13 protein-coding genes are annotated in these 15,045 nt (G+C 45.2%); 4 read left to right on the top strand and 9 right to left on the bottom strand.

Annotated elements, in window-relative coordinates; translation table 11 throughout:
- Nucleotides 1–397: 397 nt before the first annotated feature.
- Complete coding sequence (locus EBR25_02460; protein NBW39845.1) at nucleotides 398–1,066, top strand: hypothetical protein; 669 nt, start codon at nucleotides 398–400, stop codon at nucleotides 1,064–1,066.
- Between the two features lie 62 nt (nucleotides 1,067–1,128).
- Here the strand turns inward: EBR25_02460 and EBR25_02455 are convergent, their stop codons facing one another.
- Nucleotides 1,129–3,006, bottom strand: coding sequence for an ABC transporter ATP-binding protein (locus EBR25_02455; GenBank protein NBW39844.1), 1,878 nt, complete (start codon nucleotides 3,004–3,006; stop codon nucleotides 1,129–1,131).
- Between the two features lie 188 nt (nucleotides 3,007–3,194).
- Here EBR25_02455 and EBR25_02450 point away from each other — a divergent pair, with 188 nt between their 5' ends.
- Nucleotides 3,195–5,114 (top strand): GAF domain-containing protein, encoded by a 1,920-nt coding sequence (locus tag EBR25_02450; protein ID NBW39843.1) that lies wholly within the window; start codon nucleotides 3,195–3,197, stop codon nucleotides 5,112–5,114.
- A gap of 13 nt (nucleotides 5,115–5,127) precedes the next feature.
- Here EBR25_02450 and EBR25_02445 read toward each other — a convergent pair whose 3' ends face one another.
- The gene (locus EBR25_02445) at nucleotides 5,128–6,033 is read right to left on the bottom strand and encodes a hypothetical protein (GenBank protein ID NBW39842.1); all 906 of its coding nucleotides are present in this window, start codon (nucleotides 6,031–6,033) and stop codon (nucleotides 5,128–5,130) included.
- 158 nt (nucleotides 6,034–6,191) lie between these two features.
- Between EBR25_02445 and EBR25_02440 the strand changes: the two genes are divergently transcribed.
- A complete protein-coding gene (locus EBR25_02440) occupies nucleotides 6,192–7,682 on the top strand; it encodes a cryptochrome/photolyase family protein (protein ID NBW39841.1) in 1,491 nt (496 codons plus the stop codon).
- A 20-nt stretch (nucleotides 7,683–7,702) separates the two neighbouring features.
- On the opposite strand, the gene EBR25_02435 is transcribed toward EBR25_02440, so the two are convergent.
- The 7 genes from EBR25_02435 to EBR25_02405 form a co-directional block, all read right to left on the bottom strand.
- Nucleotides 7,703–8,515 carry a hypothetical protein gene (locus EBR25_02435; protein ID NBW39840.1) on the bottom strand — a complete coding sequence of 271 codons (813 nt, stop codon included), beginning with the start codon at nucleotides 8,513–8,515 and terminating at the stop codon, nucleotides 7,703–7,705.
- Between the two features lie 305 nt (nucleotides 8,516–8,820).
- Entirely contained in the window at nucleotides 8,821–9,333 is a 513-nt protein-coding gene (locus EBR25_02430) for a thiol peroxidase (GenBank protein NBW39839.1), read from the bottom strand.
- Nucleotides 9,334–9,435: 102 nt separating this feature from the next.
- Nucleotides 9,436–9,684 (bottom strand): hypothetical protein, encoded by a 249-nt coding sequence (locus EBR25_02425; GenBank protein NBW39838.1) that lies wholly within the window; start codon nucleotides 9,682–9,684, stop codon nucleotides 9,436–9,438.
- Nucleotides 9,685–9,790: 106 nt separating this feature from the next.
- Nucleotides 9,791–11,413 carry a peptide chain release factor 3 gene (locus EBR25_02420; GenBank protein NBW39837.1) on the bottom strand — a complete coding sequence of 541 codons (1,623 nt, stop codon included), beginning with the start codon at nucleotides 11,411–11,413 and terminating at the stop codon, nucleotides 9,791–9,793.
- A 161-nt stretch (nucleotides 11,414–11,574) separates the two neighbouring features.
- Complete coding sequence (locus EBR25_02415; protein NBW39836.1) at nucleotides 11,575–12,672, bottom strand: hypothetical protein; 1,098 nt, start codon at nucleotides 12,670–12,672, stop codon at nucleotides 11,575–11,577.
- Nucleotides 12,673–12,694: 22 nt separating this feature from the next.
- The gene (locus EBR25_02410) at nucleotides 12,695–13,591 is read right to left on the bottom strand and encodes a carboxypeptidase regulatory-like domain-containing protein (protein ID NBW39835.1); all 897 of its coding nucleotides are present in this window, start codon (nucleotides 13,589–13,591) and stop codon (nucleotides 12,695–12,697) included.
- Nucleotides 13,591–14,403 carry a hypothetical protein gene (locus tag EBR25_02405; protein ID NBW39834.1) on the bottom strand — a complete coding sequence of 271 codons (813 nt, stop codon included), beginning with the start codon at nucleotides 14,401–14,403 and terminating at the stop codon, nucleotides 13,591–13,593. The genes EBR25_02410 and EBR25_02405 overlap by 1 nt, the downstream gene beginning before the upstream one ends.
- 352 nt (nucleotides 14,404–14,755) lie before the next feature.
- Between EBR25_02405 and EBR25_02400 the strand changes: the two genes are divergently transcribed.
- Nucleotides 14,756–15,045, top strand: a 290-nt coding sequence (locus EBR25_02400; GenBank protein ID NBW39833.1) for a hypothetical protein, incomplete at its 3' end; no start/stop codon positions are given.

Below are 15,045 nucleotides of genomic sequence, written 5' to 3'. Positions count from 1 at the left end.
ATTGAATGAAGCTGCTCACTAGCATCGGTTCCAGTACAGTGTACGCGTGCCATAAGAAGTATGCGCGCTTGGAGAGCTCATGCCCTCCTTCTTACTTCGAGGTGGCTTTAGTACCTCCTATCTCTCTAGGGTCTACTACCGCTCTAGGATCTACTATCGCTCTAGGATCTACTATCGCTCTAGTGCATGACCCCTCTCTCTCTGATGTGATGAGTATTCTCAGCCCTTATCCTGTTAGGAGGCGATATCTGCATGCCGCCTAGACTGCTTCTTACTGCCGGCGAGCGAGTTTTTAGTGCCTCTTACAGGCAATCATTTAGACCTCTGTTCTCTTACGAGCCAAAGTGCCCGATATGCCACCCTGTTAACTTCAACCCTAAAATGGAGAAACCATCCTATGAAGTTTGTTAATTATGGTTACGACAGGCAGTTGCTAGCAAATCTTCGAATACTTTCCCGTTCCACTCCTGATCTGCGACCCATTCACTTTCAGCCAGACGGCCACTGCCTACTCAATGGAGTGCGATACCATAGTCGACCAGAAGCAGCCTGCGGTGCCCTGATGGAGAAGTATATTCCTGACTATAAGATTATCCCTGGCACCTCCTTTCAGGTGCCAATCGGTGTCGGATGCGGTGGTGATGTACAAACTATTGATTTTCGTTTACGCGATATCTTTGTTGAGTATCATCCGCCACGTATTCATCAAGTCTCTCGGAGAGCAAAGGTGTTGCGAAAAGAATCACGTGAGATTCGCCGTCTTCGAGGGCTTCTTCGGAAGAGGGGAGTGTCTCGTAAGCTAAGAGACCAAACCTATGAACGTCTAAGAAGATGTTTAACAGAACAATACGTGGAAAGTAGAATGGAGGTGCTGAGTAATAGTCCATTGACTCAGGATTTTACTCTCGTAGTGCTTACTTCGCCGGAGGAGCTCTATAGAGACTTTCTCTGCTCTCTTCAAATTTCACGACTTCCTGATATCGGTAGCTTTGTGTCTGAGTTCAAAAGATTGATGAAGCAGGTGATGGACGTAAGGGAAGAAAAAGTGCCAGGAAGTCAGTGGTAGAATCTTTCGGTTATAAGCAATACACACCGCTTCACAAAAGGAACGCCGAGAGAGTCGCGCGGTTATGTCATGAGCGCTTGATAAGAAACTAGCTCTTGATAGACTCCGTTAAGCCCCAGCAGCTCGTGATGACTGCCCTCTTCAATTATTTTTCCGTGATGAAGTACATATATTCTATCTGCCTTCTGCACAGTAGAAAGACGATGGGCTATTGCAATCAGAATACACTCATTCTTCATACTTGATATGGAGCTCTTAATTGCTGCTTCACTTTCGCTATCAAGAGCGGAGGTAGCTTCATCTAATAACAGAATGTCAGGCTTTCTCAACAATGCCCTGGCAATGGCAAGACGCTGCCTTTGTCCACCACTTAACTGAACACCTCTTTCTCCAACATAGGTCTGAAAACCATCGGGAAGTGAACGAATAAAATCTAAGATGGCAACCTGCTTGCAGACAGACTCGAGCTCCTCCCGAGAGACATTTTCAGCTCCATATTTCAGGTTTGCTTCTATGGTATCTGCAAACAGTAATGGCTCTTGGGGAACGAGTCCTATTCTCGAACGAGTCTCATGGATAGGCCTTGAGGCAATATCGACATCATCATAGAGAATCTCGCCCTCTTGAAGCTCGTAGAATCGTAACAGCAGATTCATGATGGTAGACTTTCCAGCGCCTGATGGGCCAACGAAAGCTATGAATTCCCCTTTGTGCGCTGAGAACGAAATATCATCGACAGCACGCACATCCTCACGCGTCGGGTACGAGAACGATACGTGTTGGAAGCGAAGACTATTTACAACAGACTGAGAGTCAATCGGCTCAGCAGTGTTCACTCTTTCTTCTTCGGCAGCAAGTGTTTCAAAGATACGTTCTGCCGCACCCGAGGCTTGATAGAGCTCCCCAAGACTTCCTGCAAGGAACGCGAAAGAGATCGCTACAATAGCGCCATAGAGCAGGAAGGCTGTAAGATCGCCAGATGATAGAGTGCCTGATGTTACGGATTGAATGCCGAGTAGGAGAATAAATACGAGAACCCCATTCATTAAAAAGTTTATGCTGGAGGCAAAGAAGGCAGCAAACTGCGAGCGGGCAAATCCGAGTTCTCGTACGGCACGTATCTGCCTTACAAATCTATCGAGCTCAAACTTTTCACCAGTGAACGCTTTTACTGTTCTAATACCACCAATCGATTCGTCCGCACTTGTTGTGGCTTCGCCAAGTCTTGCTTGTTGCTCCTTGCTTAAGGCCCGAAGTCTCTTTCCGAGAATGCGAGAGGCTGCAACTACGATGGGCAGCACAAGCGCTATAAGAATAGTGAGACGAGGCGACAAGAGCGCCATTAAAACAATTCCTATTATTACTTGTAGGAAATATCGAATCAAAACAGATAAGCGGATGCTTACAACATCTTGTAGCATCAACGTATCTGCATTGATGCGCGAGATTAAGTCACCCGTACGCTCCCCATCGAAAAACTGTAATGGCTTGCGAAGGAGAGATGAGTAGAGTCGCTTGCGCAGATCGAAGACCACTGAGTGCCCAACTTTTCCGAACCAATATGTTCGCAGGTAGAAAGCGATGGCTTGGAGTAAGAAGATACTTATCAGCGCGCTGCCTATAAGAATCGGCTGGTCGTTGACACGGCTCAGCGAGTTTTCGCTATTAAGGAAACGCCTGATGACTTCTGGAATTGCAAGGTTCACTCCTCCAGCAAGGAGAAGAGCGACCATCGCAAGGCATAAGGTGCCCTTGTAGGGATATGCGAGCTTAACAACATCGACGAGGCGAATAAACTTCGCTTTTGAACCTGGCGCAGTAGTTGCCGAAGTTGGCACATCTGTATTGGTATTGGATGCTTTCAATGGTATTGCCGTTTTGTCTTCTCGATTCTCCGAGAGGAATAATCTCGAAATCTTGCTTACATCACAATATTTCAATCATGGAAATGCAAGGGGTTTAGCGATTTATTAGCTCCCCTCTTTAAAAAAGGACTCATTCTGATTCTTCCTGAGGTATTCTGTGCAAACGGTGTCGATAGCAATGTCAAAATGAGGCTATTATCGATTGCGAATGACGAGAGTGTCGCCGTATCATCAGGGTAAATCGAACAGGAGTGAGTAGCGCTATGTCCCGTGATGCAATAGAGGATAGGATAGAAAACCTTCAAAAGGAAGTATTGCAAATCCCCGTCGTTCAAGAGGCATTTGCTCTGCTCGAACAGGGACTTTCGAGATCTTTGTTATATCACTCATCTGAGCATTCTCGTGATGTTCTTCGAGAAGTGCTTCATCTTGGTATCTACGATGAGCTTAGCCATGAGGAGTTGCAACTTTTGGCAATAGGAGCAGCCTTTCATGACACTGGTTTCATACACAAGTTGGTGGATAATGAAGCATTAGCTGCTGAAATGGCGGAACAATCCATGCGGAGTTCGGGCAGTTTTGACGACAGTGCCATACTAAAAGTTAGAGAGATGATTCTCGATACACGCTTAATTAATATCTCACAGCCGCATCTCACTTCCGTGGTTTCGCCGCTTGGAAGATATCTAATAGATGCAGACCTTGGTAATTTAGGCAGAGAGGACTTTTTTGATAAATCAGAGTTACTTCGTCAAGAATTAGGGATCTCTCGCCAACTCTTTTATCCTGATGTATTGAACTTTATCGAGTCGCATCTTTGGTTGACGCGTGCTGGTAGAGATCTGAGACGGACTTCGCAGCAGGAAAATGTTCTTCGCTTGAGGGAATATAATGAGTCACTTCAGAAATGTGGGGATGATGCAAGTGATGATGGGCTTGAACTTCCTCAGTTGCTTTCTCTTAGCCGTTTGCCTCTATTACTGAATTCCTCACTGAAGACCGATGTGGTAGTCAGACAGGCTTTGAAGCACCTCTGTCAAGAGCTCCAAGCAGAAGCCGCTACTGTGTTCATACTGGATGACGGTGGGAAGAGCCTTCGCTTTTGGGCCTTAGAAGGGGACGAAGCGAGCTTGCAGGACAAGGTCTTACCTTCGGATCGAGGTTTAGTTGGTTGGGTTATTCAAAATAAGCAGTCACTCATTTCGAATGATCCTCAGAATGACAGTCGATTTTATAGTGGCTTTGACCAGGAGACAGATTTTCAAACGCAAAATCTGGTGTGTGTTCCACTATTGGTACGCTCTCAAGAGATTATTGGGGCGTTACAAGTACTCAATAAAAGTAATCGGTCTGAATTCAGCGAAAGAGATCTTTTGTTTACGGAACGCTTTAGTCACCAACTGGCTCTCGCAATAGATAACTCTCAGCTCTATCAGCAGTCCGAGAAGATGCGGAATCAGCTCATGCGTCTCGATAAAAGAAAAGGTGAGATGATTACGGTACTAACTCACGAGTTGCGAACCCCACTAAATGTAATTCAAGGCGCAGCAGATATCTTAGCGAATTCGGAGATTACTGAGACGAAAACGCGAGATAAAATGTCGCAGACTCTCCAGCGCGGTGTTGTTCGACTCGTCAAGCTTTCGCAACAACTACAGAGCCTCTCTCGCATAGAAGGGAGTGAAGTAAGTATTCAGCGAGCAGTATTTTCAATCGGACAAATTCTTCAAACAATAGAGGAGCGCTATAAGACTCCCACTGAAGTGAGAAACCTTCAGTTTAGCGTTGAATGTGATAATCGAGAGCAGCATATTCAAGGCGATGAAGCGCTTCTGACGCTCGTACTTGGAAACCTTCTATCGAATGCAATTCGATTCACTGAAGATGGTGGTAGTATTATTTTGCGTGTTTGGTCTGAGCACGAGTTGCTCCACTTTGAAGTCGCGGATACAGGTATCGGGATTGCAGAAACTGAGCATGAACTTATCTTTGAAAAATTTTATGAGGTCGGTGATGCATTAGTACATAGCTCTGGAGATTATGCCTTTCGCTCCGGAGGTCTTGGGGTAGGGCTTGCTACTGCAAAAACCATAATAGAAGCTCACGGCAGCTCACTGACGGTGCGTTCCCAGCTCGGTGAGGGGAGTGTGTTTTCTTTCCGACTTCCCCTTAAGCAGTCTTAGTACTTCCGATACATTACTCTTTTGTGATTCCAGCGTCTTTATAATTGAGTGTTGCAACGATAAGAGGCTCCAGATTCTCTGCTTGTGATAGGGCAGCTCGTGCATCTTTGAGAATCATTCCCTGAAGTTTCCGAGCGACGTCGCCCGCATCTGTTTCGGAATTGATTGACTTGCCGATCTCAATGAAGGCGAGAGCAGTACTTCTCACGAGAAGAGAATTTTGTCCAAGCACCTCCGAGAGACTGTTCAATGCATTCAGATTGCTCGTGAGTTGTGCGTCAAATGCCTTAAGATCATCAAGAATGGCATAGGCATCGGCTGCCTTTGTAATTGTTCTCCGACCTCCAAAGAGGGGCTCGTCATTATGGAATGAACTTGGTTTTCCAACTTCCCTTGGAAGATTGCTATTGACTCCCTTAATATCAAGATCGGCAAGCGCGCCGTCTTTCCCAATGGTCAGCAGCTGATCAAAGGCATTTTGTAATGGCTCAGACTTGTCTGCTACGAGCCCAATTTCTTCGAAGATATTAATGAGAACATCTTTTTCAAGATAGTTTTTCTTTCCGAAGTAAGAATTTCGAATGGTATCTTTTATGACAGCACCGTGTTCGTCTATAGTTCTCTGGGCTTCAACTCTTTCTGCTCGTGAACTATTGGGTGAAGCAGTTTTTTCTACTGAACGGATGATCTCTCTGGTTAGCTTCTGAATACTCTCGAGATCAGACTGGGCAAAGTTAATAAATGAAACACCAAAATTGATACCAGTAAGTGCTCTGGCATACATCTGTGATCCCGCGCGCACGCTAATGCTGATCTTTGTGTCAGCATTCGTATCAGAGAGTGCTTTACTGATGGCAGCCCCTCGCCGTTTTTCACCCTTATCAAGTGCAGCTACTCGCTCCAGAAACTGTTCATTCACTATCTTTTGAATAGAAACCATATAGTGTTGAGATGATCGTGAGCAGCAAAAAGCAGCGAAAGATCCCGAGGAGTCTGGAAGTGCCCTAACATCCTGATTCTGCGCTGCTTTATAGCCTTCTGGTGTAATGAAAACGATATTAGTACAACCGTATGAGTATGAAACATGTTCTTATTCTCGGTAATCAACTATTTCCGCCCGACGTCTCGTGTGTTGCAGCCAATGACCGGGTCTTTATGGCAGAGGATTACGGGCTGTGTACCCACTATCGCTATCATAAGCATAAACTCATATTTTTCTTGGCAGCCATGCGGCATTACTGCGATGAGTTACGGCACGAAGTCGGAGCGCAAGTAGACTACGTCGAGCTGGAGGCTGGCAATCGAGAGCTAACGTTTGAGGATAAACTGGAATCTTTTATCACTCGGCACTCTGTTCAGGAACTTTATCTTTATGAAATAGAGGACAAGTTTTTTGAGAGTCGGATTCAGGAGTGCGCAGAACAACACTCGGTTGTTCTGAAAATCTTACCGAGCCCCATGTTTCTTGTATCGCGGCTGCAATTCGAAAAATATAATCAGTCAGTAAAGAGACCCTTCATGAAGACATTTTATGAAAGTCTTCGAAAGGAGCACAAAATCTTAATGGATGCTGACGGTAAGCCCTTAGGTGGGAAGTACAGTTTCGATGCCGAAAATAGGAAGAAATTGCCTAAGGAACTTTCGATTCCAGAGCTTCGATTTCCCGAAAAAACCTCTCATGTAAAGCACGTATCACTACTTGTTGACGAGCTTTTTCGTGATCATCCTGGAGAGAGCGAAAGTTTTTGGATTCCGGTGACCCGGGATGATGTGAATACATGGATTACGCATTTTGTGGAAGAGCGTTTCCATGCATTTGGAGACTATGAAGATGCAATTTCAAAACAAAGTCCGTTTTTATTTCATTCTGTGATAAGTCCATTACTCAATATTGGACTTATCACTCCCAAGGAACTACTTGAGCGTATCGTCAGTTCCGAACAGATACCGCTCAACTCGCTTGAGGGCTTTGTCAGGCAAGTGCTTGGTTGGCGAGAATTTATTCGGGGAATTTATCAACAGTATTCGGATGTTCAGGAACAAAGAAATTTCTGGGGACATTCACGAAAGCTCTCGGCTTGTTGGTACTCTGCTTCCACTGGAATGCCACCGCTGGATGATGCGTTAAACAAAGTGCTTCGATACGGATATAACCACCACATAGAGCGACTGATGATCCTGAGTAATACAATGTTGCTTTGTAATATTGATCCGACAGAGGTGCATCGTTGGTTTATGGAGATGTACGTCGATTCGTCGGATTGGGTTATGGGACCGAATGTTTATGGCATGGGGCAGTTTAGTGATGGCGGAATATTTGCGACAAAGCCTTACCTTTGCGGATCGAACTATATTCGCAAGATGTCTCGTGATTATCCCGTTGGGGATTGGTGCGATGAGCTTGACGGACTCTACTGGAAGTTCATTGATGATCACCGAGACTTTTTTTCAAAGAATCCTCGCTTAAGCACTATGATCGGCAATTTAAACCGTATGGCGGGGGAGAGAAAGGAGCGTATCTTCAAAGCAGGAATGGCTTTTCGAGATCGGGTTAGCACCGCGGGCTAACATGTTCACAGCATCTTCAGTCAACTCGCAGGTTCCCAATCGTTTCGATCACTCGAGATATCATAACCATGAATTCGAACAATCTTTCCGGGAAGCGAACGGCTATCTGGTCCGAATAGAAGTTCGTCCGCTGAAATCCAGCCTCTGATACCACTCTCGTGGATCACGCGGTACCATTCCTCAAATCGTCTTTCAATAGCAACTATCTCACCCTCCTTCGCTCTGTAAAGTGCTTCTCGTTCTGGAGTAGGACCGGCAAGCAGTGGTGCTGCGGGCACTCGAACGATCGCTATTGGCATCTCTACACCAATACGTTTGTCTACAAACAAGAGCTCCTCTTGTCGCACGCGGTCGGCACGATGATCCTCCTCGATTTGAGTGAGGGGTATATCAAATGCTTTTTGCTCGATAATACCGGCGGAATCCACCTGCTCATTATCTATTGGAAGTGCATCAGTTGAAGCGTGCCTATTCTCTGCTCTCGCCACTCGTAATTTGCTCTCTTCTAACTCATGTAAGAGCTGTTCGATTCTAAAACTTGCTTTTTCGAGTTCTTGAAATTCTTGAGCAAGAGCTTGAAGCTCACTATTTTGTCGGTATAAGAGAACTGCATCTGCCTCATATTGTTGTTGGGAGGTAGAGTAATAACGACTGTTATGATGTTGTGCATTGATGCTCTTTTCCTGGTCTTGTTCAATTTCACGTTCTAGTCGAGCATAGCCACTTACTGAGTTCTCTGACGGGAAAGAGCCATCAGCGAGGACTACGGTCGACATACTGGACATCGCCGATATAAGAGAAAGAGAGATGATCAAAAGGTTTTTTACGCACATATTTGTCACCAGAAGTTACTAAGGAAGTTTTTCTAAGCAAGCTTTAGTGTAAGGGTACTGGTTCGGTAAGCAAAAGAAATACCGTTATTGCCATAATATGGCATGAATCCAACAGGTTATGGTGATGCGGCTCCTTTGATGGTTTAACGGAAAGAACCGCCGAACAATCACTTGAGCAGCATGTACAAAAAGTACGGGTGCCATTCATGAAACGGCGCACTAGAGCTGTGCGTTACAACTCTCACGGGTAGTAAGAAACATTGAACGAGAGTAGCGTCTCGTAATTTATATCTCTTAGCAGCTTTTTACAGCACTGAGCTTTTTACAGCACTGAGCACAGCTTCATAGTCTGGCTCTTGGGCAATTTCGGGAACGAGTTGCGAGTAAAGAACTGTTCCCTCTGCATTCAGAACAATCACCGCACGAGCAAAAAGTCCTTGCAGTGGGCCATCAGTGATTAGTATTCCGAGCTTTTCCCCTAATTCATGATCTCGAAATGCGGAGGCTGGAATAACATCCTCAATTCCCTCACCACTACAAAAGCGATTGAGAGCAAAAGGAAGGTCTTGAGAAACGCAAAGCACTTTAACGCCTTCAAGAGCTCCTGCTTCCTCATTGAATTTACGAACTGAATTTGCACAAACAGGCGTATCAATACTCGGAAAACAATTTAAAATGATTTTATCACCCGCCAGCGATTTTAGAGTGACAGGCTCAAGGCTTGAGTTGGTAAGTTGAAATTCACCGACAGCCTGACCTTCTGAGATTAGGTCTCCTGATGTATTGTACGGTGTACCTTTTAAGGTGATTGTCGCCATAGTATCTCTCCATTCCTAAGGTGCTGGTTAGGCCCAACAAACTCTTGATACCCTTTTGTACCATGAGAGCGGCGAATGAGTCGAGAGACTGTAGAACAAACTTTAAGCGAAAATATCGAGAAGTGTACTTTCAATAGTATTGACATAATCGAGCGCCTTTAAATTCGCACGAATGGAAATCGTATCGCCCTTAATCCCAATGAGTGAGTCAGCAAGTGATGGAGTTTCTAGAGACGGTGAATCTATGATGCTCGCACGACCTACCTGCGCAACTTTCTCAGCGAGAGCTTGCAAGTCTCGATGAACGGCATGAAGGGCGGTTGCAGATGGTGAAAGACTGTTCGTGATCATATACTTATTTATCGGAAGAATAGCTGGAGGAGTTTATCTTTTGAGGCATTTCACTGGAATGAAATTCCCCCAAGGGAGCTTTTGAACGACTGTCATAGGAATCAACCTATGTAACAGATAGAAAATCTGCGAACTCGACATTGGGATTTCGCTCAGCAGCGTGTTGTCGCTCCCAGCTACTGGTATGTAGCATAATCTTTTCACCGTCACGGTCTTCTGCAAGGAGTGCTCCCGAAGGCTTGTCGAAACCAGTAATATCACCCAGTAACCAGACGCCATGTTGATATGGCATTGATTCTCGTCTTGTTTCGACGCCATACTCGGTTTTTAAGCGAAATTCGAGTACTTCGAATTGAAGCGGTCCCACTGCAGCAACCAATGGCCCTTGAACAGAGGAGGAGAGAGGTTCCAAGATAAGTACTGCCCCCTCACTACGAAATTGATTCATGCCCTTTTCAAAAGCTTTCCGCTTTAAAGCATCTGTGGGACTAAGCCGACACACTACTTCAGGGGGAAACTTTGGAAGGGGCGGATAGGAAAATCTGCCAGATACAGAGACGGTATCTCCAATGGTAAAAACCCCTGGATTAACAACCCCGATAATATCTCCTGGGTAAGCAGCATTTACAGTCTGACGTTCGCCTCCGAACATATTGTGTGAACGAGATAGACGCACATCTTTCTTTAGGCGTCGATTCTTAATCACGAGATCTCGCTCGAATTTCCCAGAACATACTCGGATGAATGCCATGCTATCTCGATGCTTTAAATCCATGTTTGCCTGGATCTTAAAAACATAACCGCTAAATGGTTCATGAGCAGGATGAACAAGGATCTGCTCTTCAAGAATTTCTCCCTTCTGCGAAGTAGCGAAGGCTTTGCGAGAAGTGGGAGTCGGTGCAAGCTCTGAAAAAGAGTCGAAGAATGGCTCGATCCCAAAATTTGTCAGTGCAGAGCCAAAGAAAACTGGAGTCAGGTTTCCATGGAGAAACTCTTCATGATTGAAGGGATTTCCAGCCTCTCGAATGAGTTCTAATGATTCAAAGAATGTGTTGAGCACCTCAGGTTGAATCGATTTTTGTTTCAATTCCGTAAGAGTGCACTGTTCCATATGTGCTGCTGCGGCCCCACCTTTTTCTGACCGCGAAAAAAGGAGGACGGTATCTCTTCTCAGATCATATACCCCAACGAAGTCCTCTCCTTGTCCGATTGGCCAAAACAGGGGTGAGGATTGGATGCCCAGTGCCTCCTCTAGTTCAGCGAGAAGATCGATCGGTTCTTGGCTTGGAAGATCGAGCTTATTAATGAAGGTAAGAATCGGAATGCCCCGCATTCTACAAACTTTAAAAAGTTTGAGGGTTTGGGGCTCTACGCCCTTTGCTGCATCGATTACCATTACAGCGCTATCAGCAGCGGTCAGTGTTCGATAGGTGTCTTCAGAGAAGTCCTGGTGTCCTGGTGTATCAAGAACATTAATCACCGTATCTTTATAAATGAACTGCATCGCAGAAGCAGTGATCGAGATCCCCCGTTCTTGCTCCATCTGCATCCAATCTGAGGAGGTGTTATGTTGTTGTTTTCTCGCATGAACCATTCCGGCAGTGCGAATCATGCCCGCATAAAGGAGTAGTTTCTCGGTTAAGGTTGTCTTTCCCGCATCAGGATGACTGATAATAGCGAAGGTTCGGCGCCGTTCAATCTCCGACTGAATATTTTGATTATCTGACATACATGCGTCCTTTCACTCTATGGTTGTATCGTGATAGGGGGACGCGAGGCAATGGGATGCGGAGAATAAGGAAGAACTAAGACAGGGAAAGGGGGAGATATCTGAACAGGGTAAAGAAAAGTGGATGGGGCGTTGGGGGACGCCCCATCCGATGATGACCTTTAGAAGCTCATCTTGATAAATTCTACGAGTCCATCGGTATTGTATACCGTTACAATGTCACCATCTTGAACAGTTGGTAGTCCAGAGACACCGTCCGGAGATGATGGGTCAATGCTGCATATACCTTTCTTTTCTCGAAGGGTTCCGCGTTTTTCCCGAAGCTTTACTTTGTACTCTGCCTTACCGAGGTCGTTTACTTCGTCAAATGCTAATGTACAGACCGCAATATGACTGCCATTGCGTGTGATAAATGCCTGAAGGCTTAACTGAGCTGCTTGTTCTTCAGTCTGAAGGATTGGCTGCTCTTGACCTACTAAGACTCCGATGTTGATCACAAATCGAGAATCTACTTTAGGATCACGACCCTCTTTGGATCTTGCCTCGGAGCGATATCTTGCTTTGCCTGTTACACTCGATAGCGTTGAGGTAGTAGTTGCTCGATTCTTGGTTTGTCTTACCTTGCTTGAATTTTCGTCACCGCGCTTTTTTGCTTTTTTCGATTGCTTATAGGCTTTGCAGCTAACATCATTTTCTTGCTCCACCTCGTCGAGGATACCAGAAATCAGTTTTAATTTTACGTAATCTCCGACAGTAAAAGCCTCAGGCGAGATGGCCGCTCCTGAGAGTGATTCAAACTCGGTAGAGGAGGTAAATGGATATGTAACTCCTTTTACCGTTATCTCTTGAGAATTAATGGCATCGACTGCTCCGCAAATTCGAGTCTTTGGTCCTGACAGATTGTTGTCATCTTCGCTGTTATCATCCTCGCTATTGTCGTCTAGTCCGCTATTTTCATCACTTGAACATGAAGTACCGTCTTCCTTTTCTACTTCATCAACAACTCCTTCTTCAATCTCAACTTTAATGAGTTCGCCTGCTATAAAGTCAGAGACGGTAATGACGACATCATTTTCATCTTTGAACTCGGTCTCGCCAGTTATTGGGTAACTAATGTTGTTCACCGTAACTTGAGAGGGATCAATGGTTTGTAGGTATCCACAAATCCTTATTTCATCTGCCAAAGAAGGCAAACAAAACAAGCAGCTGCTTAGTGCTATAATTCCGCTCTTTGCAAGGTTTGAATATTTATGTTTCATTTTTTCTCTCCTTATAAAATCGTTATACAAGTCTGATTCTCTCGGCTACCAATATGTCATTAATACAATCTCCCTTTACGCGGACACTCATACCTGTGGTCAGCGATTGAAGAGAAATTGGATTCTCATTGATATCCTCAACACGTGTTTCGGTGTTAATAAGAAAGGTAATGCCACTCACCGTGATGGAATCCGTATTGAGGTCACTGATCGTACCGATAATGTCCTGATCTTCACATGTCTCGACCTCACTATTTCCGGAGCCGCCATTTCCGGAACCGCTATTACTGGAGCCGCTATTGCTGGAACCGCTATTACTGGAGCCGCTATTGCTGGACTCTTGGCTATCGGAGTCGCTATTATTCGAGTTTGAAGAGCCTGAATTTGATTCTTCTTGGGACGAATCATCATTTTCGTCTTCATCAAGAGACGTATCATCTTCTTCTGTTGAGAACTCTTGAGAGGTATCGTCGTCTTCTATGCCACTATTAGAGCCAGCATTTTCATTTGAGTTGCTATTATCATCTCGCTCTTCTATCTCTATCTCTTCAACGGTTCCGCTGTTTTCGTTTTCATCTACTGATATGGTGACGCGGACAGTGCTTGCCTGAGCCGAAATATCTCCGATAGCAACCTCTGTACTTACTGTATCCGATTCAACTAGCAGGCTGGTTGTGCCAGTGACTTTTGCAGTAAGAGAGAAGTCTCCATTCGCATCGGTAGTTGTACTATCCCCTGTTTGCGCTACGGTTACTTTTGTATTCGCTAGCGCTGTCCCATCTGTTTTGAGGATTCGACCTTCAATGGCGATGCCACCAGTTCCTTGAGTGCCCCCACCACATCCAATAACAGCAAAAAGGGTCAGGAGAACACAGCTCATGACAAGAATACGCGATACTGTTCTGTTTAGAATATTCATCAGTACTGCCCCCCCATTGGCTCTACTGGTTTTGACTGAGGAATAGCGCCATCAAGCGATTGGTCGAAGCTGAATGTGCCAATTGATATTCGCCCAGTTTGAATCGTCCCGTCTGCTATCGGCGTATTCGTCTGGTCACCTTTAGGTTTTGTAGAGACTTTGCTGATTGTCGTAGAGTCTGACTGGACGGAATCAAGATCTAAGGAACTCAGAAATTTTCGTATACGTTTGTGAAACAAGCTTCCTTCGTTCAGGATCCACTCTCGTGCTCGTTCTAATTCATCTGCTGGAATTTTATCGAACTCAGTTCTGAGGTGAAGGTGAGAGATTCTAGGATTTCCAAAGAGATTATTCTCTACGGCTGCTACTAAGTCATTCGCATCGGCGGCCATGACGGACAGTCCTGCTTGTACATCCTCGGAATGAATAAGATCTCTGCCCAGGAGCTTAACTCGCTGCCCTTTTTTCTCGAGGATACCGGCACGCTCCATTTCAAAGAGCACTGAATAGCTGCTCACATTTGAGCCAGTAATACTATCGACGAGATTTGAGAACTCGCTGTTTTGTCCAATGACCGATAGTGAGCGGGGCTTTCCTGCTTTCGTTGTGAAGCGTGGGTCGCATTGCCACTGGGTCATGACTTTGGAGATAATATTCTCTGGGTGTCGATATTCCAGCGATGTGCGCTCAAGGCGTGTTACATCCTTTCTATGGACTCCTGTTGCAAGGCTTATCTTACTAACACTCGGAAGTGTATCCTTTTCCTTCTGTAGCTCTTCACGAGCAACTTGGACAAGTACGCCTTTTAACATTTCTACAACCTCTTGGTGCTTCAACGAATGTCGGATACATAGTCTCGCTATTGGTTTTAAAAGAAGCCTGACCGTTGCACCCACAATTTTTTCTTTGTTCGCCATAGCGTTCATAAAGATGTTATAGTGTGAAAATATCACATTATTGCATAGGATTGCAAAAAAAAAGTAATATTTTAGGTAACCAGCTGATATAGCTCATATAAAAAAATTGAAGGGTCTCCAATTCGCCCTGGAGACGGATGCTCTGCGACCGTTTTGAGGAGTTCCAGTTGATTCAATCCTTCTGAACCGCGATAGTACTAGAACACCATCTTATTTTGATTAATGAATTGATGAATTGGAGGTATCTTTGGACAGACAGCAGCCAAAACGCTCCGATGTATCTATGCCCCACGGTGGTCTGTCAAAAGGTGGGGAGGAACCGTATCATCCTTCGCTGCGCTACCTGCAATTTACTTTCGAGCGTGATGGCAAGAACTACGCCTATGATCTTGTAATAGATGATAGCGCATTGAGAGAGGGTGATGCTCCAGTAGACTTAAATTTTTTAGGAAGCAAGGATACCCTCTCTAGAGAATTCACCGTGATGACGCTCCAAGGAGCAGAGTTACGCTCAGCTCTTCCTGCGATTCTTGTTCA

It is taken from the genome of bacterium, from assembly GCA_009926305.1.
In the GTDB taxonomy this organism is placed as follows: Bacteria; Bdellovibrionota_C; UBA2361; order UBA2361; family RFPC01; genus RFPC01.
The sequence above is the reverse complement of the archived record's forward strand: the minus strand, read 5'-3'. Positions and strand labels throughout refer to the sequence as shown.